This is a genomic window from Parageobacillus sp. G301 (assembly GCF_030268025.1).
GTDB classification, from domain to species: Bacteria; Bacillota; Bacilli; order Bacillales; family Anoxybacillaceae; genus Parageobacillus_B; species Parageobacillus_B toebii.
This window is the reverse complement of sequence record NZ_BSDB01000002.1, coordinates 247872-273570: the sequence shown is the minus strand read 5'-3', so window position 1 is coordinate 273570 and position 25699 is coordinate 247872. Positions and strand designations below refer to the sequence as shown.

Here is a 25699-nt window from a genome sequence, read left to right as displayed (position 1 = left end):
TCGTGTTTACCCCTTGGTAGTTGGCTTGGGTCACTGTATATGATTTCCAAGGTGGTGGATTTTTTATGTGCATTTATGCATTCGTTATACGTTTTGCAACACGTTCATTTTCATTTTTAATATTAACCTTTAAACTAATCAATAATTGTAATTCCTTAATAATGTGTTAGAATAAACATTATCATATTCTTTCCATTTTCCTACTTTAAAACTCGAATTATGCCACAGATAAACAAAATTTCCATTGTATCTTTTTACTTTCTCAATAAGCATATCTATTTTATTTTCCATTTCAAGAGGTCCGATGCTTTGATACATTGTAAAGCTAGCTTCCATTACAATTAAAGGATTTTCTCTTAATTTAAGCTGCCTTCTTTCTAAAAAATCAAACACTGGGAAATCATAGCAAACCCCACAACGAAAACCTTCTTTGTCTGCGTAACTTAATGTGCTGTCAAACTCCATTTGATTCTTATCCCATATTCTCCATGTAAATGGCGCTTCAAATCGAAGATAATGCTGCCTCCCTTCTTTTACTTGATATCCTAGAACTTCTTCTAATTTTTCCTTTTCTTTTTGCCACTGCTCTTTATTATTGTAGGTATTAAAACTTGGGTGAAAACCAATTATATGATTCCTGTCTTCAATTTTTTTAATAATTTCTCTTGCTTTCACAGAATCAATGTTATAGTGATTATCGTAAGTCGTTAAACCACCACTCATAAAATAGAAATGTGATTTAACACCAAGCGATTCAGAAAGATCCATTAAGAAATCAAATGTATCATATGGATCTTTGCTATTTCCTAATCTTACATTTATAAAATCCTTTAAACTATTTATAGCCTCTCGAATACTTTTTCTTTTTATTATATCCGCGCCTAAAAGTATAAATAATTGTTTTAAACTTTTCCAACATAAAATATAATCAATATCATGGGTTAGTATATATTGGAAACTTCTTTGTTTACGTTCTTGTTCAATACCAAGGTACTTTAACATATTCCATAGCATTTCAACATATTCATTGACGATAGGACGGTCAAGAAACCCAAACTTGTACGCCACACTTGCAGTTGCAGGAAATCGATTATGCAGATCTCGTTCCTTATTTACATATTCTTCCCAACGAGTAAGCATAAAGAAACTAGATGCAAATAAATCAATTCCACATATAATCTGTTCTGAGCTAACGGATAACTCTTCATTTCCATACAGAATCGGTATATCTTTTTCAGAAGTAAATTGATTTTTTACAAATATAACATTACTTGGTATATTCTTGATTGCAAGATATTCTAAAAAGTCATCCTTAAACAGAGAAAAGAATGCATCTTTTATAATCAATTTACAACCATTTTCTAGAACAATCCTATAATTATTTCCTTCCGTAACACTTATCTTATATTTTAAACCAAGAAACTCCTCAAACAACACTCGAATAATATAACTTCTCTCTTGTATATGATTATTAGGTATATACACAGTAATCATTTAAAAACCTCTTTCAAAAACTTTCTAGCTTTTAGTAATCTCGAATTTGTTTTAGTGATTTGAAAATAAGGTTTTTGCACTGCACCAAAAGCTCTAAAAAACCGTTCAATTGGCTCTATCATACTTCCTTCAAAATCAAACTTTTGAGTTTTGTCGGATACATAATTAATAGCTGTCCACATTAACAATGATGTAGCACCACTGTTTCTCAAATTAGGATCTCCCCCACCCATCAAATAATAAGCACTGTTTTCATCCCAAACTATATAAATTGCACTGTGTATCCGATCTTGTTTATCTTTTGCAAAGAAAATTTTTCTAGCATTTCGTGGGTGTAATGTCTGATCTAAATTTATTAAAAAACTTAGAGAATAAGGGATTGTTAAATTCTGACGCTCAAAAGTAAGCTTATTTACATCGTAAAATAATTCAATATCATCATTTGAGATTACTTCTACCTTTTTTGTCGCTTTTCTAATTTCCCTTCTAATGTTTTCGCGAAAAGATGCAAAAATTTTATCTACATTGGTTAAATCCTCTATAACATATGTATATCTCGTTGTTTGCTCGAACCCTTTCCAATAAAATGGCAACCAATTCGTTACATTATAATGAAAGTTTTGTTTAAAGTAGTCAAACTTAGGAAGTTGATCAATCAATTCCGTATAAACCTCTTTTTCAAAAGATAGGCGATTTGTATACTTTTGGTTTTCAGGATATTTGACCCAGATTCCTAAGTTCTGCGTTAATTTTGGCATACTGATAATATCAAAAATCGCTTTCCTTTTCTTTACAAAAGGCAAGGCTGCAATCACTTCACCATTTTTTTCTACAATAGCCACATCCCAATTATCTCCCGCCACAGCGTCTAGCCACCAATCCTTTGAAAAGATTGGGATTGATTTCTCTTTCTTACACAGCTCTCTATATTTTTCTTTATTATTCATATTGCTAACCAAAGTTATCCTCCCTTATGAAAGCGTGGAGAAATGTATACCCATACAACTTTATATAGTAAATAGACATTAATACAGAAACCCACGCTTATGTCCATTCTGAAATCATAATGTTTACCATAAAGTTTAGAAACATTTATAGAAGTAGTTTATATTTGATTTTTTATTAAACTTTTATGGATTTCAATATAACTTCTCCACCCTAATATATTTAATACCAAATATAACAATAATCCTATAACGCTCTATCTCTATAAACCCCGCCTTTTTTACTCCCTTAATTGAAGGGATGTTCTTTTCATTTACCGAGATCAAAATTCTTGAACGATCTTTAAAATCACTTGCTATTCTTGATAGAACATGAGGGTAAATATTATTCCCTCTAGCATCTGGCGCTGTTTCACAATAATGAATGAACACTTCGTTATAGTTCAATGGTATTGATAATAATGGATGTAACGAAACATGTTGTGGTTTATGTTTTACCCAAGATCGGTGAACACACTTTCCGTTTAAATAAGCGAAATAACCTCTATCACCAATCTCCAAAAAATGATTAAACACTTTTAAATATCTTTTATCTTGAAAAGCAAGAATATCCTTTACATTATCTTTATTAGCTTCAACAATCGTCGCAGAAGATTTTTGATTTGTATGTTTTTGATGTTGAAATAATATTATTTTCTCATTTACGTAAATACACATTTTTATATAATGGTAAATTTTTCTTAATAATTTAATCACTCTGATCATTATGATTCATTTCCTTTTCGTAAACTATGATAACAACTAAAAAAGAAATCGAAATTACTCAATAATTTCAATTGTATCCTTGTCCAATTTATACAGCGAATTTTAGTCAATATTTTAGATACAAAAAGTTAAGTTTTATTACCTCTTTCCCACAACGAAACTACCTAATATCTCCATGCGCATATTATTCCGCGGCTATAATGATAAAAGTCATTACTTTCAAACACACCATATTCTCCATTAATCTTTTTTACCGAGCTATTAGAAAAGTAAAACTTATCACCATTGAAGTTATCATTATACTTTTTCCAGTATATCCTATATCTATTCCATTTCCTTATTATTTTTATTGTAGAGACTTAACTACGCTATGTTCATGAACTTACACTTAACACCACTACAGATATCTAACATAGTATCATAAATTGCTTTCTAAATAATGAGCCGTTAATATAGAATTTATACTTTCCATTCCACCTAGAACACTTTTAATATATTCTTCTTTGTCTACAATTCCATGCATTTGTAATGGGTGCGAGTTATATTGCTTCAATTTTAAAAATCTAGATAGAAGGCTATATATGAAGGAAAACGTTTTTATTAAATTTTTCCCATTTTTAGTAAAGGAGCTATCCTCTTTATTTTTTTCAATAAATGCAAAATCACTTTGCATTCTATTAACATAGTCAAAATATAACTTTCTACTGATTCTATTATTCATCTTTATTCTTGACCAAAACGCCATAATTTCATTATCCCACAAAGGCATTCGCCACTCATAATCAAGAAAATCATACACTCTCACAGAATTACATATAAATTTTGCTTGTCTTTCTGCCCAATCCCAACACTCAAATAAATCTGCGGCTTCTTCAATTGAATATACGGGCTTTTTAGGAATATTGCTATATATTTTTTCTTTAAACCTCTCTTTGAAATTATTACCATTTTTCTCTAAACTCCATAAGCTATAGTGCTTTTTAAAAATTTCATTTGTTAATTTCTTATATGATATGCTATTTCTACCAACAAAACTAGTAGGTATATGACTACCTGCTACAAAATCACCTGAATGTCCCGGAATAAAAATACTATCCTTTGGTATCAAGTTTCTCTCTTTTAATTCAGAAACAGCAATAATGTCCTGTATATGAGGAAGAGAAGAAAGTCCATCTGCATATCTATAATAGGACTGTTTCTCTTCGGAACGATACCACTTATGCCACCTTTCTTTGGTATACGGGATAAAGATCCATTGATACCCAAGGAAATCTGCAACCTTCTTCGAAACCGTTGATTCTTTATTTCCTTCTTTGCCATAACTAAAGCATATAACATTTTCGTAACCTAATCTTTTTAACATCACGACAATTAATCGGGAGTCGTATCCCCCACTCAAAGGAACAACAGCTGTACGACCGTCCAAAGATTCTACTAATCTTTTAAATACATTGACATGTACTTGATCGAGTAGACTAATTAACTCTTCGTTGGAAGTATCATAAAAATTAGAATGCCTGAATTGAAAATATTGTTCGGTAACAAGGCTTTTTGTTTCTTTATTATAAATTAGATACTCACCAGCTTGAAGCTGTTTTACATTGGGATACAGTGTATCTTTGCCAGTTACATAACCTGTTAATAGAAATTCTGTTTTCGAAACCTCATCTACATCTTGATCATTTACTTTTTCACGAATCCAATGAGCATCATCACTTAAATAAAATTGACCGTTTTTTTTACCATAAAAAAGCGGGATACTTCTGACGCGATCTACTGCCGCAAAAATATTTTTCGCATCTTCTTTGACTATAGCAAAAAATCCATTTGCTTCATGTAAAAAAGATAAAAAATCATCTTGATTTTTAATCTTAGTATTAATGGAGTATGGATTATTGCTATTAGTAAAATTATCATGTATTTTAAAATAACCCTTAAAAGAAATATCATCCTGCCTAAACCATTTAAATCCGGAATTATTTTTTAGTAAAATCTCTATCATAAGCGAAATCTCCTCACATTACATTTCCAAACAAAAGATATCTTATACTCATTAATATCGCAAACACGAGAGATAAAAATGAACAAGTAAATAAAAACGATTTTTTATAGCTAATGCCAACAAGCTTCAAAATATATAAACAATGCCACAGCCAAAACAAGAAGCCGGTAACACCAAATAAAGAAATAGTAAAAGATGCATCCTTAAACGCTACCGCTCCTACTAACAATGATAAAACTCTACTAATAAATAGGAAAAGATTAAATAAAAACCCTTGTCTTTGCTTTTCCAGTACTGTAAATAGATTTGAAAGCGGAGAAGATACAAATACTAGTAAAAGCCATGGACTTAGTACCCTTGCATATTCTCCTGCCTCTCTCCATTCCACTCCAAAAACAAAAGAAAATATATAATCTCCAAAAGCAAAAACAATAGATAGGGGAACAGTTCCAATATACAACATTTTTTTATAGGTATTATATGTAACCGTTTTTAGTACACTTTTACTATTATTGTTCAATTCTGCCGAAGTCTGAAAAAAAACTTGAGCTACAGCACTCCCTAGAATAGACATTGGCATATTTAAGACCCTGTTAGAAAGAGAATAAAGCCCTACAACATTGCTTGAAAAAAAGCTGGATAAAATAAAAACAGGCAATTGGACAGATGCACTGTTAAGCAGTCCCGATCCAATTGCATATTTTGGGAATTGATCATATCTCTTGGCCATTTGTAACATGCTATTCAAAGATATAGATTTCAATGAAATATTATCATTTTTAATTGATTTTATAGCTAATCGAATAGTCGAAATTAATTGGGAAACTAGACCTCCAATTATTAAACCAAATGCCCCATTTTTTATTGGCCCTAATGCCAAATTTGCTCCAGCTGTTGTTGTCGATTGGTACATTCTATTAGAAGCAAGCCTTTTATATTGTTTTTTTCTATTAGACCAATAATTAAATGATTGATATATACCCGTTAACAAAATACTTAGGGGAATAAAATATAACCAATCCGATATTTTAGGATTGCCTAATAACAAGGCTATATTATCATGAAATAAAAGTATAATAATAAATAACAATAAACTAATCGCCGCTGCAACTATAATAGACAAAGCTAATATATTTACTGCCTCTTCTTCTTTTTTAGGAAGCATTATAGCAAGTTCGTACCTAGCATTTGCCATAACTGCAATAACCGATATTATAGACGTATATAAAGCAAATATTCCAAAGTCGTCTGGATTATATATTCTAGTTAAAATAGGTGAAACAGCAATTGGTATAGCCTGAGCTATGATTGTACCCGTTAATAATGTTAAAACATTGGCTAAAAAACCTTTATTATTTATTTTTAATCTTTTTAGACCAAAAGACACAAACCTAAGCCTCCAAATAGTTATAATTAATAATTTTTCCCTGGTTCTATTTTTGACATCAGAGCATTTCTCGTATCAAAAATAAATTTCGCTTTCTCTGCGACCATTTCAAAATCAAAAGCACTATGATTCGTAGTAATTAGCACCAAATCAGCCTCTTCAATATTAACCTCATGCAAATTTTTCGTTTTTACTAACTTGCCATTCCACTTAAACTCTTTCACGTGCGGATCAACAACTGTCCAGTTTGCTCCTGCTTTTGTCAATTTCGTTAGAATTGGCAATACCGGTGATTCACGATAATCATCGATATCTTTTTTATAGGCAACGCCTAATACTAGAATATTAGAACCTTTTAACGCTTTTCCGTGTTCATTTAAAATTTCTACGCAACGTTGGACGACGAAATCTGGCATGCTGTCGTTGATTTCACCGGCAATTTCAATTAAACGGGTATGGTAATTATATTCTCTTGCCTTCCATGTCAAATACCAAGGATCGATTGGGGTACAATGACCGCCTAAACCTGGTCCTGGATATAATGGCATAAATCCATAAGGTTTCGTTGCTGCTGCATCAATAACTTTCCAAATATCATCCCCATTTTTACATAAGTTTGTATCTTCTAATGTTAACGCAATAGAGGTTTTTCAACGATGACATTTTTTTGCTTTTGCCGCTTCTACGGTAATTGGCACATGAAGACCGTTCAGAGTGCATATGTTCACCACATCAATGGATGGATCACTGAGAATGTCCGCTAAGTCTTCGTAAGGTTTTGCCCCATATTTTTTACATACTCATCCATCGCTTGTGGAACTTTATCACAAACCGCAACTAAATTGACTCCCTCAATATGTTCAACTGCTTCAGCGTGTTTTTCGCGATATGCTCACAACCTACGATTGCAAAATTTATTGTTTAGTTCTCCTTTATGAATGATTTATAGCAGTCTGATGATCTAACCGATTATTAGCTATATTTAGTAATTGATGGCGAATTTCTTCCGATCGCATATTAGGAAACTGTTCCATAAATTGTTGTAGTATTTTTGGGTCAATAAGCGTTGCTTTCCCGATAAATATTTTCGGAAACACCTGCTCTGGATGGACTTCGTTTTCATTGAGCAGCTCTTCAAACAGCTTTTCACCAGGACGAATGCCGGTAAATTCGATGCCGATTTCTTCGACGGTGTATCCGGATAGTTTAATCAAGTTTTTCGCGAGATCAACGATTTTGACTGGTTCGCCCATGTCAAGGACGAAGATTTCGCCGCCTTTGGCAAGTGCGCCAGCTTGGATGACGAGCCGGGATGCTTCCGGAATCGTCATAAAATAGCGCGTCATCTCCGGATGGGTAACGGTGACAGGTCCGCCAGCTTGGATTTGCTTTTTAAATAACGGAATGACGCTGCCGCGGCTTCCCAAGACGTTTCCGAAGCGGACGGCGACAAATTTTGTCTTGCTCTGTTTGTCCAATTGTTGAATCATCATTTCCGCTAAGCGTTTTGTCGCTCCCATCACATTAGTTGGATTGACCGCTTTGTCAGTCGAAATTAATACAAAAGTTTGGACACCAAATGTATCGGCCGCTTCGGCGACATTTTTTGTGCCGAAAATGTTGTTTTTAACCGCTTCTTTCGGGTTGTATTCCATTAACGGAACATGTTTATGCGCCGCTGCATGGTAGACGACATCTGGCTTATGTTCTTCCATCACCTCAAACATGCGCTCGCGGTCTTGAATGTCGCCGATGACTGGGACAATGTCGATTTGATCTTTATATTGATTACGAAGTTCCATGTCGATTTGATAAATGCTGTTTTCTCCGTGACCGAGCAGAACGATTTTTTTCGGGTTAAATCGGCATACTTGCCGGCAAATTTCGGAACCGATCGAACCACCAGCGCCTGTGACTAAAATGACTTTGTTTTCGATGTAGCTGGAGATGCTTTCGAGATCAAGTTCGACCGGTTCCCTTCCGAGCAAGTCTTCCACTTGCACATCGCGGAACTGGCTAACAGATACTTTCCCTGTCACGATATCCTCGAGTTTCGGGACGATTTGTGTTTTCGCATTTGTTTTCGCGCACTGTTCAAAAATGCGATTCAGTTCCTTTTTTGTCAACGATGGAATCGCGATAATAATATGCTCAATGCGTAACGCGCGAACAACATCTTCAATATCTTTCGTCGTTCCCATCACAGGAATGTTAAAAAACTGCAATTTTTGTTTATTGGGATCATCATCAATAAACGCGACTGGCTTTATTTCCGCTTCTGGATTGTTTACTAACTGCCGCGCTACCATCGTCCCTGCGGCGCCCGCGCCGATAATAAGCGTTCTCCGTTTGTTCATGTTTGGTTTTACATAACGGTCGCGGTATACTCTCCATACAAACCGCGATCCGCCGATAAGAATAATATGGATCATCCATGTAATCATCAACGCGCGGACGTAAATATCTTGAAAGACAGCAAACTGCACGATCGCCGTTGTGATAATCGAAAAGGTAACCGCCTTGATAATCGCCATTAATTCGCCAATGCTTGCGTACTCCCACGCCTTTTGATATAAACGGTATATAAACGCAAAGAAATGATGGCTAATAAGCAACGTCAGCGCCGATAAAAGAACCGATTTATACTTCCATATTTGTATTCCTGGTTGAAGCGTAAACAAGCTAACGTAAATCGCTGTTAAAACGATCAATGAGTCCAATATCATTAAAAACGTTAATCGTTTTCGATATGCCAACGCCTTGCGTCTCCCTTCGTATATAGAAATGCAATAACGAGCCATGTTCGCGATAGCTCGTTATGATGCATTTGTATTTTGTTTTGTTTCCGCAACGATTTTCTCCATAAATTCTAGTAAATCACCTCTTAACTCCTCATGTTGCAACGCAAACTCAATCGTCGTTTGGATAAATCCGAGCTTTTCGCCGACATCATAGCGTTTGCCTTCGAATTCGTAGGCGAAGACGCGCTGAATTTCGTTGAGTTTTTGAATCGCGTCGGTGAGCTGGATTTCGCCGCCGGCACCGGCTTCTTGTTTTTCAAGGAATAAGAAGATTTCCGGTGTAAGTATGTATCTTCCCATAATCGCTAAGTTGGACGGCGCGGTGCCTGGCGCCGGTTTTTCGACGAATTGGCGAACTTGGTAGCGGCGGCCGTGCTGTTCGAGTGGATCGATAATGCCGTAGCGGTGTGTTTCCTCATCAGGCACCCGTTTGACGCCGATGACCGAGCTAAATGTTTGTTCGTATTGGTCGATGAGCTGTTTTAAGCATGGCGTTTCCGCTTGAACAATGTCATCGCCCAAAAGGACGGCGAACGGTTCGTCACCGATAAAGTTGCGCGCACACCAAACGGCGTGGCCAAGCCCTTTCGGTTCTTTTTGACGGATGTAGTGAATATCGACTTTGGACGGTTCTTTCACTTTTTCAAGCAAGTCTAGTTTTCCTTGTTTCATTAGTATATGTTCAAGTTCATAGGCGTTGTCGAAATGATCCTCGATCGCACGTTTTCCTTTTCCTGTGACGATAATAATATCTTCAATGCCGGATGCAATCGCTTCTTCAACGATGTATTGAATCGTTGGTTTATCGACGATCGGGAGCATTTCTTTCGGCATCGCTTTCGTTGCTGGTAAAAAGCGCGTGCCGAGCCCCGCTGCGGGAATGATCGCTTTGCGTACTTTTTTCAACGAAATCCCTCTTTTCTATGTATTTGATAACAAAAATAAATATATGAATTTAGTTCTAGACTATTCACGGTAATAAATAGACCACAACTAAATTCATATAAAACCGGGCATCTAACCCGCCCTCACACCACACCCTCGACGACTAGCGTCTAAGGTGGCAGGACCGTCATCGTCCCCACCCACGGCATGGCCGAGTGCCTCCATTGATAACGGAAAGGAGACATCTCCGAAAAGCCAAGGCGCCCCAATTTCGCCTAAAAGCGGCCCGCGTCCTGCGGGCAACGGCGAAATGTCGCCATCCTGGCTCCCCCGAAGCGAAATGTTCTTCGCCCGCGGAAGTGCTTGCACTTCAAGGGCGAAGGTTATTTCGCACAAGGGAGCTAGGCGCCGAGGCTAGACATCACCGAAAAGTGCAGGCAGTCCGCTAGCAGCGATGAGCAAATATTCTTCCGCCCAACAGGATAGGTTTGTCACCCCTAGAGGGAAAGCTATTTGCTCCCGAGCTGCGCCTGCGATTAATCGGCGCATGTCATCCAAGATGCTGCTCGAAGTAGCTGACAGGCTGACCGCCGGAGCTAGACATCACCGAAATCGAAAAGCTCAGGCGACTGCCTAGTCCCGTAATCTCTCTTCTATTTCACATACATTACCATCATTCTGTCATTTTTTCATCCATCTTTCGCCCCCATTTTTGCCATCGTTCGTAGAAATCAGCAACGATTCGACAAAAACAGGAGAAAAGAAAAATATGTTTTATGACAACGATGTTACCATAAAACATATTAGAACAAACCCAAAAATTTTTTCCTTTTTATTCGTTCCGGCTCTTCGCGATATACCGCTTGCCCGCGGATGAGAAGCTCGGCGTTTTCTTGGAAGAAATACACGGCATTGATGCCAAATTCTTTGTTTATGACATCGTATGCTTCCCGCATACGGAATGGACGGTTTGTCGTATTATGCGCATCCGAAGCGATGAAATGCGCTAAGTTCGCTTCAATCAGTTGTAAGGAAAATCTTTTTATCTTTTTCCCGAAATGTCCTGATACACTTGAGGCCGTTAGCTGTGCCAGCGCGCCTCGTTTCACCAATTGGTAGAGACGCTCCGGATGTTCTATGATTTCAGCATTTCGCTCTGGGTGTACGATAATTGGGATCATGCCTTTCAGCTGCAAGTCAAACAATAGCTGTTCGGCATAACGGGGTACGTGGTCTGCAGGGAATTCGATGAATAAATACGAAGTGTCTGCTAGGGTCATGATTTCGTTTTCTGCTAGGTTTTTTAATAAATCCCCATGAATGCGTACTTCCTGTCCGGGCAATACTGTGAGCGGAATATCGTGCTGTTTCATGATATCGTTCAATTGGGCTGCCCGTGTAATAATGGATTGTTTTGGATTATCATAGCTTCCGTTTTTATGATGAGGAGTCGCGATGATGGTCGTAATTCCTTCTTTTACTGCGGCGCGCGCCATTGCGATGGCGTCATCGATCGTTTGCGCTCCATCATCAACGCCAGGCAAAATATGACTATGTATATCGATCATCGCTAACCCCTCCTTATTTTTCGAGTTACTAAGCAACTATTTATTATGGTAACATAGGAAAATAGAGCTATCAATCGGTGTTTTTTGCGGAATTCTGTCGAAATTTATGGATAGAGTGGTGAATAATTCCTATTTCTCTTCTTCTTTCTGTTGTACTACATGGAAAAACGCTCTATAATCGTAATAGTTAGTTAAATGAAAAAATTATATAACTAAAGGAAGGTTATACATGAGAGCAAAACGTCGAAAAAAGAAAAAATGGCTGCGCTGGGTTGGCGGGATTGTCGCTGCCCTTCTCATCGGTATTGGAGCATACGCTTATTCGATCTATCACCATGTGAAACAGACGGTAAATCAAATGTATGAAAATGTAGACTGGAAATCCGATAAGCGGGATGACGAAATATCGTTTAAAGAGAAAACACCAATTTCCATTTTATTAATTGGCGTCGATGAGCGAAAAGGAGATCGCGGCCGCGCCGATTCGTTAATTGTGATGACGGTCAATCCGAATAAAAAATCAATAGAAATGGTCAGCATTCCTCGCGATACACGCACGGAAATCATCGGAAAAGGCAAAAAAGATAAAATCAATCACTCGTATGCGTTTGGCGGCGTAGAGATGACAATGGCGACCGTCGAACATTTCTTAGATATTCCAATTGACTATTATATTAAAGTCAACATGGAAAGTTTTCGCGATATTGTCGATGCGGTCGGCGGTGTAACGGTAAACAACCCGTTTGCGTTTACGTATGAAGGGGTAACGTTCCCGAAAGGAGAAATTACGTTAAACGGGGAGAAAGCGTTGAAATATTCGCGCATGCGCAAAAGCGACCCGCGCGGCGATTTTGGCCGCCAAGACCGGCAAAAGCAAATTATCGAAGCAATCATTCAAAAAGGGGCAAGCTTTTCTTCCCTTACAAATTATGATGAAGTGTTAGCAGCAATTGGAAAACACATGAAAACAAATTTAACGTTTGATGAAATGCAAGAGATTCAAGCAAACTACAAAGAGGCCCGCCACCATATTGAGCAGCTCCATATTACCGGAAAAGGGACGACAATTAACGGTACTTATTACTTGATTGTCCCAGATAAAGAGAGACTGGCGATTTCGAATAAATTAAAAGAGCATTTGGAATTGAAAACGGCATCGTAATAAGGAAAGCGCACCTCATGAAACATGAGGTGCGCTTCTTATTTGGCAATAAAATAGTCGATCAAAAAGTCTGCCCATAGCTGGTGGCCTCGTTCATTTGGCAAGTCTGTGTTTTCATTGACAACATCGTTGAGCTCTTCGCTTTTGTAATCCGGCCATGCTTTCCAATGGTCTAAGTAAGTGTATCCTTTTTCTTTCGCGAACGTTTTAAGCTCTTCCACTTGGATTGGGTAATATGTAGCGTTATAAATCGGATGCGGCGGCTGTAGCATCACCGTCACATCCGGCAATGCGGATTGGATGTTTTGGATGATGGTGTCAATCTGTTGCAGCGTATCTTCGATTTCGATGACACCGTTATTGTTTAATAAAAACGGCTCCCATAACAAAATATCTGGCTTCGCATCGATGATTTCTTTGTCTACATTCGCCTCTAATGCTTCTTTCGTTGTCATATCTCCATATTCTTTGACGACCACTTCGAATACTTGTTTACCGTATGTAGATTCCAATTCGTTTTTGAACAAAGCCGGCCAGCTTTTCTCGGAAGAAGAAATTGCTTGTGAACCGACAATGACAAGCCGCACCGGGTGGTTTGTATGGATCGCATTTTTGATCTTGTTTTGCACTTCGGAAGGCAGCTGAGCCGCATATTTCATCAGCTTGCTTTCATTTTCATCGATTGCTTCTTGCTTGGGTGCTTCGGCCATCGCCTGCTTCACCGTGTCATCAATTTTTTTCTGCCAATACAGCTGCCCCGCTATAATAAATGACACGCAGCTTACCAAAAGCAACACCGTTAAGAGAAAATTTTTCACGATCACTCTCACCCTCTATGCACCATATCGAAGGCTTCCCATCATCGGGAAGCCTCCCTTCCTTATTTATATCGATAGTAATAGTAGTAGCCGCCTTCGCGGTGTTTCCGTTTGTTCAGCACAACGCCAAGCAGTTTCGCGTTGGCCGCTTCCAATAGTTCCTTCGCTTTTACGGCAGCCTCGATTTCCGTTCCGCCGCTTTCGATGACCAATATTGTCCCGTCGCATTGATTCGCTAAAATTTGCGAGTCCGTCACCGCCAACACCGGTGGCGTGTCAAAAATGAGCAAGTCAAATTCGTTATACAGTTGTTGCATGCATTGTTCCATCGTCTTGGAACTCAGAAGCTCCGCTGGGTTTGGCGGAATGGGACCGGATGTAAGAACATATAAATTTTCTACACTCGTTTCTTGACATGACGGCAATAACGGCGCGGAGTTGGTTAGTACGTTGGTTAACCCCGTATAGTTGTTTAAGCGAAACGTGTAATGCACCGTCGGCTTGCGTAAATCGGCGTCAATTAATAACACTTTTTTTCCTTGTTGAGCGAAGACGATCGCTAAGTTTGCCGTCGTCGTTGATTTTCCTTCCCCGGGGCCTGCCGAAGTGACCATTATAGAACGCATCGTTTTGTCGACAAACGAGAATTGCACGTTCGTCCGAATCGTCCGGTATTGTTCCGAAATTGGCGATTTCGGGTCTTCCATCGTAATTAAACTTCGCTCTATTTTTTGTATTTTTTTCCGATCTCTACGAGCCAATGGTTTCACCTCTTGTTTTCACCATGCTTACTTGTTTTTTCGCTTTTCTCGATTCTTCCGTCGAAATGATGCTTACTGCACCGAGTACTGGCAGTCCAAGATGTTTTTCGACATCCGTTTCGGTTTTAATCGTGTTATCTAAGTATTCTAGTAGAAAGGCAAGTCCAACGCCTGTCATCAATCCAACAACAAAGGCAATCGCCATATTTAATAATGGTTTCGGTTTAACAGGTTCTTGATTTTCTTTTACCTCTGCTTTAGAGAGTATGCTTACGTTGTCGATGTTCATAATTTTGACGATTTCGTTTTTAAAGACGTCTGCCGTTTTGTTGGCAATTTTGGCGGCCATGGCAGGATCCGGGTCTTGAACGGTCACCGAGAACACTTGCGAATCTTTTTCACTTGAAACTTGGATTTGTTCGTTGAGCTCATCCACCGTGCGGTCCAAGTTTAATTCTTCTTTTACTTTTTCGAGAATTGTCGGGCTTTTTATAATGACGCTATACGTATTAATCAACTGCACGTTCGTTTGAATTTCGTTATAATTGTATAGCTGTTGTTCCGATTTTGCCTGGTTGACTAAAATTTGTGTCGATGCTTGATAAATCGGCGTTAAAAAAAAGTAGCTGACTACGCCGCTTATAATTGTCGCTAAGGCAGTAATGAGTACGATAAGCATTAAACGTTTCCGCAATGTTTCGAACAGTTCGCGCAGGCTGATGGTTTCTTCCATAATGATGATTATACCTCCTAGAAATAAATCCCTTGTCGTCTAACAATATCATACCGTAACCATTATAAACGATAAGGATAGATATATCTAGGCAACATTTTTCCTCTGTAACTAAGAAAGCGTTCACAATATGGTTATAGCTTGGTCGTCCGCTGACAAAATCGCGACTTCGCATAAATAAAACAAGGTTGCCCCTTGCTTGTAGGGCAACCCTTGTTTCATTATTCGTCTTTATTGTCTTTATCGTTTGTATCTTGCGGGTCTTCGATTGGGTCTTCACGGTCCGGAACGTTATCGTTTTCATCATCGCCTGGTGTGTTGTTCGTATCGTCGCCTGGCGGCAATTGATCATTTTTATTGTCATTGAGATCGCCGTTATTGTTCATATTGTTGTCGGCGTCATCGTTTTGATTGATGTCGTCCGCCGGGTTCATGTCCCGATCGTTGATGTTGTTATTGTCATTTTGATCCACGTTGTTGTCTGGCGGCGGCGGATTGTCGTTGTCATTGTCATTGCCCATATTGCATCCTGCCGCAAGCATCATGGCGACGAAAGCGCTGAACAGTTTGAATAAAAGCCACTTTTTCTTCATCGGTTCTTCTCCTTTCTGGGAATGTTGTTGACCTTATGTAAAGATCGGTCCTTGCTTATGTTTCCCAGAAAGGAGAAATTCATGCATTTTATGAGGAATTTTGTATCATTCGTTTGAGGTCTTTGAGTTCGGTTTCTTGCGCGAGGGAACGATAGGAGAGGGTTTCGATCATCCGGTCGTGGCGCTGTAATTTCTCGTTTATTTCTTCATATCGTTCATCGATATGGTGGGTAATTGTGTCAAAATAAGGAGCTAAGTTGTCAATGATACTTTGAGAAAGTTTGTCGATGGTTTGTTCGACCCGCACTTGCCCCTCCTGGAGTTCAGCAACCGCCTTCTGCAACGTGCGAACATCGGACTTTAGCTGTTGTTGGCCTAAGTGAAGTTCACGTACATCCGATTCCAGCTGCTCTTGGCCTGCGCGCAGCTCGCGAATGTCCGATTCTAATTGCTTTTGGCCTGCGCGCAGCTCGCGAATGTCCGATTCTAATTGCTTTTGGCCTGCGCGCAGCTCGCGAATGTCCGATTCTAATTGCTTTTGGCCTGCGCGCAGCTCGCGAATGTCCGATTCTAATTGCTTTTGGCCTTGCTTCACTTCGTTTAGATCCACACGCATTTCTTTCAACTCAAAAAGAATTTGTTCCATCAGCCGCTCCACCGTCTCCTCACCTCCTTCTTGACGTCCATTTTACCACAAAAATCAGCTTTCCCGGACAAACAAAATAGGCTCTCCTTTCACTGCCGAAAGGAGAGCGAGGCATCAGTCGTTTTTCTTGTCGCCAAGCGCAAACATAATTTCCGTTTCGCAAACGAGTTCGCCGTCCACTGTTGCGACACCTTTTCCTTTTCCGATCGGGCCTTTGGCGCGGATGATTTCGACTTCAAGGCGAAGCTGGTCGCCTGGTTTTACTTGCTTTTTAAAGCGGCAGTTGTCGATGCCGGTGAAAAAGGCGAGGCGTCCACGGTTTTCTTCTTTTTTCAGCATCGCGACCGCGCCGACTTGCGCCAATGCCTCAACGATTAAGACGCCAGGCATGACCGGATATTCCGGAAAATGGCCGACGAAAAATGATTCGTTGGCGCTGACGTTTTTGATGCCGACGGCGCGTTTTCCTTCTTCGATTTCCAAGATGCGGTCCACTAATAAAAACGGATAGCGGTGCGGAATGATCGCTTGAATTTGTTGGATGTCAAGCATACATAGTCTCCTTTCTATGTTCGCCTTGTTATTGCTTCTCGACAAAATCGATGATGTGCTGCCATGTCGAGCGTTTAAAGACATCAAACGGGCTGCCGTCGCCGATCACGCCATAGCCGATCATCGCGCCAGCGGCAAGACTCACCGTCATCAGGACAAAAACGATCACGAGGCGAAGCCAAATCGGAATGAGGCGGGTGCGCTGAAATTTGCGGCGGTGCTCCGTCTTCGCTTCTTCTTTATGCTCTTGTTTTTCTTCTTGGTGTTGTTCATTCATATAAATGTCCCCTTATGATGAACGGATTCCGTTAATTAAACCAAGCATTTGGTCGGAAAGGGAAATCGCGCGGGCATTCAATTGGTACGAGCGCTCCGTGATCATCATATCGGTTAATTCCGTGCCGAGGTCGACGTTCGATTGTTCGAGAGCGCCCTGCGTCATGCTGATTTGATTGCGCAAATTGCCGGTCATGTTTACCGCGACATCGGTTTCATTGACGTTCAGCGCGTTTAAATCCGGGAGGGTAAATATATTATCGCCGACCGATTGCAACAGCTGCGGCCGCAATATCGTTGTAATGCCGATATTGGCTCTTCTCATCACACGGCCGTCGGAAGCGACAGCGGTAATGGTGCCATTATTGGAAATTGTAATGTTTTTAAAGCCTTCCGGAAGCAAAATCGGCGCATTGTTTTCGTCAAGCACTGGATGGCCATCGCTTGTGACAAGCATCAGCTCATTTGGATTTTCAGCGGACGGAGTTAAATAAAATGCGCCAGATCTTGTATAGCCGATTTCTTGCGCGCCATTTTCTCCTTGGACGAGGACGCGGAAAAATTGTCCTTCTTTTGCAAGGGCAACGTCTAAGGCGCGGTCCGTTTTCGTCAGCGCCCCTTGCGCAAGCACGAGGTTTGTTTCGGCAAGGCGCGCGCCGACGCCGTACCGTACGCCGTTTGGGGTAAGGCGAGTGGCCTTGTCATTTGGTAAATTCGTAAATTGTTGGGCAAGCAGTTCGCCGAAGTTCGTTTCGCGCCGTTTAAATCCGGTTGTGTTGCTGTTGGCGATGTTGTTGCTAATGACGTCGAGCTGCTGCCCGAGTTGTGCCATCGTATTGGCAGCGGTAATCATCGAACGTAACACGTATTGATCCCCCTACTCGTTATTTGAGCCGCCCGATTTCGTTCACGGCTTTATCCATGCTTCGGTCATAAGCTTGTACGATTTTTTGGTTTGCTTCAAAGGCGCGGTATGCAGAAAGCATTTCGGTCATCGCGCGGTTGAGGTCTACGTTTGCCCGTTCTAAAAAGCCTTGTTTCAGCGTGTATGTAACGTTCGGGTTGCCAAGCGCGCTCGGCAAGACGCCGTTTTCGCTGCGGAATAAGCCGTTTCCTTCTTTGACAAGCGTATTCGGATTCGCCGCAAAAGCGATGTTAATTCTTGCGATGCGGTTATTGTTTGCGACAATCGTTCCATCGGCGTTCACGGTAAAATTCGTGCTTGGAAGCTGGATGCGCCGCCCGTTTTCATCTAATACGTACCAGCCGTCGTTCGTCGTTAAAAAGCCTTGTGGATTCAAGGTGAAATTGCCGTTTCTCGTATAGCGGATGTCACCGTTTTCGTTTTGCACGACGAAAAACAGCGTTCCTTCCTTCCCCGTTTCCGCATCAACAGGAAGCGTCCCGTTGATCAGCGCAATGTCGGTTGGCTGTCCAGTTTCTTTTATATCGCCTTGGCGGAAATTCGGGATGAGTTCTTGCATATAGACGCCCGTGTTGATCGAACCAATCGTTGGCTGCAACGGAAATGAACGCGGCGTTTTCGTTGGCACGGTTGCCTTGTCCAATCGCGAAAGAAGCAGTTCCGGAAATGCGCGCAATGCCGCTTGGTCAGACTTGTATCCAGGCGTATTGGCGTTGGCGATATTGTTTGTCAACATTTCGATGCGGCGCTGCTGGGCCATCATGCCGCTGGCCGCTGTATAAAACCCTCGCAACAAGGGATGTCACCTCGCATATGCCACATATTGCCGAAAAAGCCCATCGGCTTTAGCTCTGGGGTGAATCGGCTTCGAGCAAGGACTGCCTATGGGCAGTTCCATTGCTCGACATAGTATCACTTTGGTATAATGAAAACGAACGGATGTTTCTAACCGCATCGGTATTAGGTTGCTTGAACGAAAAGGTAGACTTTTCAAGCGTAAAACCGATGGAGTCCGTCAAAAAAAGACGTAAAAACATGTAAGAGAGTCACCTGTGGCAGATGTTGTAGCTAAGCGATAGTCTGCCAGCCTACGGAGCTATAGGCTCTGCCGTAGGACGGGCTGATGGCACAGCCCTGAACTTGGGCGTTGTCCAAACCAGAAATGAATGCGGACGTTAACAACCCAATAATCCCACGACTTGAGTCGTGTGGGATGTCAATATCATTATAAAGCAGTGAGGCGAAAAAAGCGAATAGGTACCAATTCCTAACGGTGGTATCTATTCGCTTTGTTCATCAAAAAATTAAGCAAAACTTTGCTTTGGCGCGCGATCGATGTTTTCAAGCATGAGCCCCGTTCCGAGCGCAACGCAATCCATCGGGTTTTCCGCGATAAGCACAGGCACTTCTAGTTCCTCGGCAAGCAATTGGTCAATGCCGTGCAACAGCGCGCCGCCTCCCGTTAAAATAATGCCGCGGTCAATAATATCGGCCGACAATTCTGGTGGGGTGCGCTCTAATACGCTTTTGGCAGCTTGTACAATCATCGCGACCGATTCACGCAGCGCTTTTTCAATTTCCCCAGAGCGGATCGTGATCGTGCGCGGCAAGCCTGTGACAAGATCGCGGCCCCGAACGTCAATTTCCTCATCACGTGCGCCTGGGAATACAGTTGCGACTTTGATTTTAATTTCTTCCGCAGTTCGTTCCCCAATTAGCAGCTTATATTCCCGCTTGATGTAATGCAAAATTTCCATGTCAAACTTGTCCCCAGCCATTTTAATGGAGGAGGCGGTGACAATGTCTCCCATCGAGAGGACTGCCACATCGGTTGTGCCACCGCCAATATCGACTACCATATTCCCACATGGCTGGAAAATATCCATTCCTGCGCCAATGGCCGCTACTTTTGGCTCTTCTTCTAAGTAAACTTTTTTGCCGCCGCTTTTTTCCGCTGCCTCTTTGATCGCTTTCCGTTCCACCGATGTCGTATTCGACGGGCAACAAATTAAAATGCGCGGTTTGGCGAAAAAGCCTTTGACGTTGAGCTTGTTTAAAAAGTACTTCAACATCGCTTCCGTGATATCGAAATCGGCGATTACTCCATCTTTTAGCGGCCGAATGGCAACGATATTCCCAGGAGTACGCCCTACCATTCGTCTCGCTTCTTCGCCGACAGCCAGCACCTTGTTTGTATTTTTATCAATCGCGACAACGGACGGCTCATTTAACACGATTCCTTTTCCCTTGACAAAAATGAGTACGTTCGCCGTGCCAAGGTCAATCCCAATATCCCTCGAGAACATATATGATCCTCCTTGCCTCTACCCTCGAATCACTCCTAATTGATTATTTTACCATATTTTATTAGGAGAATCATACTATTTTTGTTACGAAGGTATGACGCAAGGTGGAAAACTTCCTAGTTATTTTTCACGGCTTGTTTTTTATATTTTTTCTTTGTCGCTTCCCCCCCGCGCAAATGGCGAATCGATTTATGGTAATCGAGAATTTGTTTGACTTCCTGTGCCAGCTCCGGGTTAATTTCAGGGAGCCGCTCTGTTAAATCTTTGTGAACCGTACTTTTGGAAACCCCGAATTCTTTCGCGATCACGCGAACGGTTTTCCTCGTCTCCACGATGTACTTTCCAATCTTGATAGTACGCTCTTTGATGTAATCGTGCACACCACTCGCCCTCCCTAAGTTGGATGTGAGGAGTGTGAAATGAGACTCGCCTCGTGGATGATGAAAACCACTTCTGCTTGTGCATTTTAGAAACATCTAGAGCTTGTATCCGTGCTGTTATGAACGATCCCCACCTCAAACACTCTCGTTGTTGTTCAATTTGTAACAGTTTATTAGACAAATCGGGCATATATGCCAGAAATATCAAGGAGGACAAGGATTTTTTCATAATTTTTTTCGTTTCTTGTAACAAGATGAAAAATGGGGACGACTATATATAGAAAGGAGTGAGCTTTATGGGAAAAGGACGGATGATCGGGCTAGCGGGCATCGCTGTGGGGGTGGCGGCAATCGGTATGCTTTTTTCCAACAATGGAGGAGAACGGCCAAAGGCAAAAGATGAGACTTCGCAAGCAAAATCGCAATTAGAGCGAGGGATGAGCAATGGGACGCTCAAACCTTCATTAACGTATGAGAAAAAAGATGGAAATTACGTGGTGACGTTTACGGTAAAAAATCAAACCAATCGCGTGCAAACAGTGACGTTTACGAGCGGAAAAAAATATGATTACATTTTGTACCGCGACGGAAAAAAAGTGAAACAGTTCAGCGAAGGGAAAATGTTTACGCAAATTTATGAAGAACGTCCGTTAAAACAAGGAGAAGCGCTCGTTTTTACCGAAACGTTTGCCGATTTGCCAAAAGGAAATTACAAGCTTGAATGGTGGCTTGCGGATAAAAATTGGCCAAACGCAAAAGCGACGATTATGTTTACGGTGGAATAAGCATATGAAAACCTGCCTTTTTCCAACAAGGCAGGTTTCGTTTTTAAGATAATTTACTTTTACCATGCGGCGATTGTTCCATCCGTGCGCGGTTCTGTACCGCCCGCGAGCACTCCTGTGCGCGGATTCCGCCAAATGATTTGACCGCGCCCGAATGTCCCGGAATCGAGGGAAACATGGATTTCATGCCCTTTTCGTGCCAGCGCTTCGGCAATATGACGAGGAAAATGAGGTTCGACGAGCACCTTTTTTCCTTCAACCCATTGCCATCTTGGCGCATCGAGCGCCGCTTGCGGATTGAGATGGAAGTCAATCATGTTCATCACGACTTGCAAGTGCCCTTGCGGCTGCATAAATGCGCCCATGACGCCGAACGGTCCGACCGGCTCGTTTCCTTTGGTTAAAAACCCCGGAATGATCGTATGGTACGGTTTTTTCCTTGGGGCCAGCCGGTTTACATGATGTTCATCAAAGGAAAAATTATGCCCGCGGTTTTGCAGTGCGATGCCTGTACCTGGCACAACAAGGCCGGAGCCAAATCCCATATAGTTGCTTTGAATGAACGACACCATATTGCCGTCGCCGTCCGCCGCTGCTAAATAGACCGTCCCTCCTTTTGGAGGCGTTCCCGGCTTTGGAAGCAATGCTTCTTCTCCAATAAGCGCTCGTCTTGCCTTAGCAAATGATTCGGACAATAATTCTTCGACACGATGCCGCATATAACGGCGGTCGGTAATAAAAGCCGTTCCGTCGGCAAACGCCAGCTTCATCGCTTCGATTTGCTGGTGGTATGTCGCGACCGTTGGCGTTTCTGGAACGGCGAACCCTTTCATGATATTCAGCGCCATTAAGGCGACAAGGCCTTGTCCGTTCGGCGGGATTTCCCATACGTCATAACCACGGTAATGAACAGAAATCGGCTCGACCCATTCCACTTCATATTCCGCTAAATCATCGATGTCTAAAAAGCCGTTATATTGTTTGGAATAGGCCGCGATTTTTTCCGCTAATTCGCCGCGGTAAAAGCTTTCCGCATTCGTTTCCGCAATGAGGCGAAGCGTATTGGCATGATGTTTGGACGCCCATATTTCCCCGATTTTTGGAGCGCGTCTGTTTGGCGCGAACGTTTCAAACCAGCTTGCAAACTCCGGGCCTTTTAACATTTTTTGATATGTTTGAAATGCGGCCTGCCAGTGCTTCCCTAACGTCGGGGACACCGGATAGCCGTTTTCCGCGTAGTCAATGGCGGGTTTTAACACTTCGGTAAGCGGCAGCTTCCCGAATCGTTCGGATAACGCGGCCCACGCCGCCGGCGCGCCTGGGACGGTGACCGGAATCCAGCCGTGTTTTGGAATTTCTTTATATCCACGCTCTTTTACTGCTTCGATAGAAATCGACTTCGGCGAGTACCCGCTTGCATTTAATCCATAAAGCTTTCCGTTCGTCCAAACGATCGCGAACGCATCGCTGCCGATGCCGTTGGATGTTGGCTCCACCACCGTTAAGCACGCGGCGGCCGCAATCGCCGCATCGATGGCATTTCCGCCTTTTTTTAGTATTTCTAGCCCCGCTTGCGCCGCGAGCGGCTGTGATGTCGCCACCATGCCGTTTGCCGCAAACGTCGTCATCCGCTGTGACGGATACGGATAGTGTAAATAGTCCATTGCATTCCCCCCTATACCAGTGAATCTATCGCTATTATTCGCTTTCCGAAATGTTTTTCCTTTTTTTATAGTTCTATAAAAAAATCGCCTGCTTCCCTCCATCTAATAGGAAGGAAACAGGCGATGGTTTACGTTCTTGCCATGCCGATCGAGGCGTCTGGCGTTTTGTAAGATTGTTCATCGCTCGGTGTCGTTGTTTCTTCATCGGTTGATTGTTCCGTTGACGGTGTTTCTTCATTCAACTGGCTTTGTTCATCAGATGTTGTTTGTTCGTTTTCTTTTGTTTGCTCATCGGTTGACGTTGCATTGTTTTGTTCAGTCGCGTTTTCGTTTCCAGCTTTTTGTTCCGTTAGCGCTGTAAACGGTTGGTCAATGTAATCGATCGGGTTGACCGGCTTATTGTCTTTGCGGATTTCAAAGTGAGCATGAATGCCGGCTTCTTGGTTAAATTGGCTTTGTCCTGCTTTTCCGATCACTTGTCCCTGTTTTACCGTATCTCCAGCTTTCACTTTCACATCGGCAAGCGATTGGTAAACGGTGACGACGCCGTTTTCATGGTCGATTTCCACGACATGACCTAAAATCGGGTCTTTTTCCGCTTTGGTTACTGTACCGCTTAACGAAGCAGTAACATCAAACGCTTTGCCGTCCTTTCTCACGATATCGATTCCGCGGTTTGGATGATACGTATTATCATAAAAGACGAGAGCTGCTTCCTGTTCTTCTTTTGACGCATGGTAATCGTAGAACGGTTTTTGGATTTCCACGGAATTTGGATCAAGAACCGGCATCGCGAATTTTTCTACCGCTTCGTTGACTGGAACGGCCGGCTCATTTTGTTGCGAAGTGCCTGCTTGGCTGTATTCGTATTCGTCTTTTTTAGTTTTTTCATCCTGCTTGTTTTGGAACCAAAGCGCTCCTGCTACAATGAGGGCGGCGCATGTTAAATAGATAGCTGGAAACACCCAACGCTTTCTGAACAAACGTTGTAAACTTGGTTTCTTTGGAGAAATTGGATTCTTTTCTTCCTCTCTCATGTTCATCACCTCAGCAACCATTTTGAACAGAAAGAGGAAAATATATACACGAAAAAACAATTTTTTCATTTATTTTTTGAAAAAATGCGTGATTTTATACAAAAAAATAGAGGCATCCCAGCCTCTATTTTTTCACCGTCAGCTTATTTAAAAAAGCGGTCGCAGAAGAAATTTTCACTCCCCGATAATAATATTTGACGATTTGATCGTATGTCTTCCCTTCTTTCGCCATGAAATTGGCGCCGTATTGGCTCATGCCGACACCATGCCCGTATCCTTTTGTCGTGATGACGATTTGATCGCCTTTTCGAACCCACGTAAAATCGGTGGATGTTAAATCTAATTTTTCTCGTACTTCTCTTCCTTTTAGTTTTTTCCCGTTAATCTCTACAACGTCGACACGTTTCCCCGGCGTACGCGATAAAATGACGCCAACCGAGCCGTTTTCCGGTAGTTTCACTCCTAGTTTTCGTTCAAATTCCGCCACCGAAATTACCTTTTGGTGATAGAATTTGGGCGACTTTTTATCCCACGGGCTAGCAACGCTTTTTAAGTATGGAAATTCGTTTTGCCAATACGCTTCGGAATTTTCGGTAAAACCGTTGCTTGTTGAAAAAAACGACGCTTCAATCGGTTTATTGTCGTATGTTAAAATTTGCCCGCTTGTTGCTTGTACCGCTTCTGTAATCTTTTTTATTTTCCATTCATAATCGCTTCCCCATAGACGCTTTAATTCGTCATTGCTGTAGTACACTTGATGCATGACCGTATCAGTCACATTCGCTCCTTTTGGCAGGCTGATTGGTTGATCATTTAATAATTGTTTGACAATGTACGTTCTGGCGGTAAGCGCTTGTGCTTTTAGTGCTTCCATTTCAAATTCCGCCGGCATTTCCGCTGCGACAACGCCGATGACATATTGTTCAAGCGGAATCCGTTCAATCCGCTTTTCTTTACTGCGGTATACCGCTACTTCCACGGCCGGTCCGTTTTCGGTTGCTTTTACGTTTGGCACTTTCTCCTGTTTGCGAAGCTCTTCAGCCAATTTTCCAACCTCACCGTCGTTAAATGGAATTACTAGCACTGTTGGAATGAGCAATACAACGACAAATAAAAAAGAAAGGAGTGCGATAAGTGGTTTTATACGTTTCATATACTCCGAGCCCCCAATATTCATTTTCCAAGCACAAGCGTATATCCGTTCCCAGTTAGGCG

The 25699-nt window shown here is 41.6% G+C and carries 25 protein-coding genes and 1 pseudogene; 2 read left to right on the top strand and 24 right to left on the bottom strand.

Annotated elements, in window-relative coordinates; all coding sequences use genetic code 11:
* Positions 1-138: 138 nt before the first annotated feature.
* From QSJ37_RS10075 to QSJ37_RS10035, 10 genes and pseudogenes are all read right to left on the bottom strand, one after another.
* Positions 139-1494, bottom strand: coding sequence for a polysaccharide deacetylase family protein (locus tag QSJ37_RS10075; RefSeq protein WP_285755029.1), 1356 nt, complete (start codon positions 1492-1494; stop codon positions 139-141).
* A complete protein-coding gene (locus QSJ37_RS10070) occupies positions 1491-2453 on the bottom strand; it encodes a GNAT family N-acetyltransferase (protein WP_285755027.1) in 963 nt (320 codons plus the stop codon). Before QSJ37_RS10070 ends, QSJ37_RS10075 begins: the two co-directional genes overlap by 4 nt.
* Positions 2454-2633: 180 nt before the next feature.
* Positions 2634-3203, bottom strand: coding sequence for a hypothetical protein (locus QSJ37_RS10065; protein WP_285755025.1), 570 nt, complete (start codon positions 3201-3203; stop codon positions 2634-2636).
* A gap of 418 nt (positions 3204-3621) precedes the next feature.
* Positions 3622-5205 (bottom strand): asparagine synthase-related protein, encoded by a 1584-nt coding sequence (locus QSJ37_RS10060; RefSeq protein ID WP_285755024.1) that lies wholly within the window; start codon positions 5203-5205, stop codon positions 3622-3624.
* Between the two features lie 13 nt (positions 5206-5218).
* Positions 5219-6592, bottom strand: a complete 1374-nt coding sequence (locus QSJ37_RS10055; RefSeq protein ID WP_285755023.1) for an oligosaccharide flippase family protein — start codon at positions 6590-6592, stop codon at positions 5219-5221.
* A gap of 26 nt (positions 6593-6618) precedes the next feature.
* Positions 6619-7233, bottom strand: coding sequence for a nucleotide sugar dehydrogenase (locus tag QSJ37_RS10050; RefSeq protein WP_483313605.1), 615 nt, complete (start codon positions 7231-7233; stop codon positions 6619-6621).
* Between the two features lie 9 nt (positions 7234-7242).
* Positions 7243-7380: pseudogene (locus tag QSJ37_RS17950) on the bottom strand (Gfo/Idh/MocA family oxidoreductase); the annotation flags it as partial.
* A gap of 144 nt (positions 7381-7524) precedes the next feature.
* Complete coding sequence (locus QSJ37_RS10045; RefSeq protein ID WP_285755022.1) at positions 7525-9348, bottom strand: polysaccharide biosynthesis protein; 1824 nt, start codon at positions 9346-9348, stop codon at positions 7525-7527.
* A 60-nt stretch (positions 9349-9408) separates the two neighbouring features.
* Positions 9409-10299: a UTP--glucose-1-phosphate uridylyltransferase GalU gene (gene galU, locus QSJ37_RS10040; protein ID WP_285755021.1), complete on the bottom strand. Its 891-nt coding sequence runs from the start codon at positions 10297-10299 to the stop codon at positions 9409-9411.
* 782 nt (positions 10300-11081) lie between these two features.
* Positions 11082-11846, bottom strand: coding sequence for a tyrosine-protein phosphatase (locus tag QSJ37_RS10035; RefSeq protein WP_285755020.1), 765 nt, complete (start codon positions 11844-11846; stop codon positions 11082-11084).
* A gap of 229 nt (positions 11847-12075) precedes the next feature.
* On the opposite strand from QSJ37_RS10035, the gene tagU reads away from it, so the two are divergent.
* Positions 12076-13008, top strand: a complete 933-nt coding sequence (tagU, locus tag QSJ37_RS10030; protein ID WP_285755019.1) for a polyisoprenyl-teichoic acid--peptidoglycan teichoic acid transferase TagU — start codon at positions 12076-12078, stop codon at positions 13006-13008.
* A 38-nt stretch (positions 13009-13046) separates the two neighbouring features.
* Here tagU and QSJ37_RS10025 read toward each other — a convergent pair whose 3' ends face one another.
* The 11 genes from QSJ37_RS10025 to spoIIID form a co-directional block, all read right to left on the bottom strand.
* On the bottom strand, positions 13047-13826 hold the full coding sequence (locus QSJ37_RS10025) for an SGNH/GDSL hydrolase family protein (protein WP_285755017.1): 780 nt from the start codon (positions 13824-13826) through the stop codon (positions 13047-13049).
* A 62-nt stretch (positions 13827-13888) separates the two neighbouring features.
* The gene (locus tag QSJ37_RS10020; RefSeq protein ID WP_285755016.1) at positions 13889-14587 is read right to left on the bottom strand and encodes a CpsD/CapB family tyrosine-protein kinase; all 699 of its coding nucleotides are present in this window, start codon (positions 14585-14587) and stop codon (positions 13889-13891) included.
* On the bottom strand, positions 14577-15320 hold the full coding sequence (locus QSJ37_RS10015) for a YveK family protein (RefSeq protein WP_285755013.1): 744 nt from the start codon (positions 15318-15320) through the stop codon (positions 14577-14579). Before QSJ37_RS10015 ends, QSJ37_RS10020 begins: the two co-directional genes overlap by 11 nt.
* Before the next feature lie 221 nt (positions 15321-15541).
* Positions 15542-15913, bottom strand: a complete 372-nt coding sequence (locus tag QSJ37_RS10010) for a hypothetical protein (RefSeq protein ID WP_285755012.1) — start codon at positions 15911-15913, stop codon at positions 15542-15544.
* 88 nt (positions 15914-16001) lie between these two features.
* The gene (locus QSJ37_RS10005; RefSeq protein ID WP_285755011.1) at positions 16002-16571 is read right to left on the bottom strand and encodes a hypothetical protein; all 570 of its coding nucleotides are present in this window, start codon (positions 16569-16571) and stop codon (positions 16002-16004) included.
* Between the two features lie 102 nt (positions 16572-16673).
* Positions 16674-17111, bottom strand: a complete 438-nt coding sequence (gene fabZ, locus QSJ37_RS10000; RefSeq protein ID WP_015865286.1) for a 3-hydroxyacyl-ACP dehydratase FabZ — start codon at positions 17109-17111, stop codon at positions 16674-16676.
* 28 nt (positions 17112-17139) lie between these two features.
* Positions 17140-17388, bottom strand: a complete 249-nt coding sequence (locus tag QSJ37_RS09995; protein WP_015865287.1) for a DNA-directed RNA polymerase subunit beta — start codon at positions 17386-17388, stop codon at positions 17140-17142.
* A gap of 12 nt (positions 17389-17400) precedes the next feature.
* Entirely contained in the window at positions 17401-18252 is an 852-nt protein-coding gene (locus tag QSJ37_RS09990) for a flagellar hook-basal body protein (RefSeq protein ID WP_285755009.1), read from the bottom strand.
* A 19-nt stretch (positions 18253-18271) separates the two neighbouring features.
* On the bottom strand, positions 18272-19108 hold the full coding sequence (locus QSJ37_RS09985; RefSeq protein ID WP_285755008.1) for a flagellar hook-basal body protein: 837 nt from the start codon (positions 19106-19108) through the stop codon (positions 18272-18274).
* A 508-nt stretch (positions 19109-19616) separates the two neighbouring features.
* Positions 19617-20618, bottom strand: a complete 1002-nt coding sequence (mreB, locus tag QSJ37_RS09980; RefSeq protein WP_285755007.1) for a rod shape-determining protein — start codon at positions 20616-20618, stop codon at positions 19617-19619.
* Positions 20619-20734: 116 nt separating this feature from the next.
* Complete coding sequence (gene spoIIID, locus QSJ37_RS09975) at positions 20735-20998, bottom strand: sporulation transcriptional regulator SpoIIID (RefSeq protein ID WP_008880665.1); 264 nt, start codon at positions 20996-20998, stop codon at positions 20735-20737.
* Positions 20999-21294: 296 nt separating this feature from the next.
* Between spoIIID and QSJ37_RS09970 the strand changes: the two genes are divergently transcribed.
* Complete coding sequence (locus QSJ37_RS09970) at positions 21295-21783, top strand: BsuPI-related putative proteinase inhibitor (RefSeq protein WP_285755001.1); 489 nt, start codon at positions 21295-21297, stop codon at positions 21781-21783.
* Positions 21784-21842: 59 nt separating this feature from the next.
* Here QSJ37_RS09970 and QSJ37_RS09965 read toward each other — a convergent pair whose 3' ends face one another.
* From QSJ37_RS09965 to spoIID, 3 genes are all read right to left on the bottom strand, one after another.
* On the bottom strand, positions 21843-23447 hold the full coding sequence (locus tag QSJ37_RS09965; RefSeq protein WP_285754999.1) for a gamma-glutamyltransferase family protein: 1605 nt from the start codon (positions 23445-23447) through the stop codon (positions 21843-21845).
* Positions 23448-23575: 128 nt separating this feature from the next.
* On the bottom strand, positions 23576-24484 hold the full coding sequence (spoIIQ, locus tag QSJ37_RS09960) for a stage II sporulation protein SpoIIQ (RefSeq protein ID WP_062678113.1): 909 nt from the start codon (positions 24482-24484) through the stop codon (positions 23576-23578).
* Between the two features lie 124 nt (positions 24485-24608).
* Positions 24609-25637 carry a stage II sporulation protein D gene (gene spoIID / locus QSJ37_RS09955; protein WP_097354011.1) on the bottom strand — a complete coding sequence of 343 codons (1029 nt, stop codon included), beginning with the start codon at positions 25635-25637 and terminating at the stop codon, positions 24609-24611.
* Between the last annotated feature and the right edge of the window lie 62 nt (positions 25638-25699).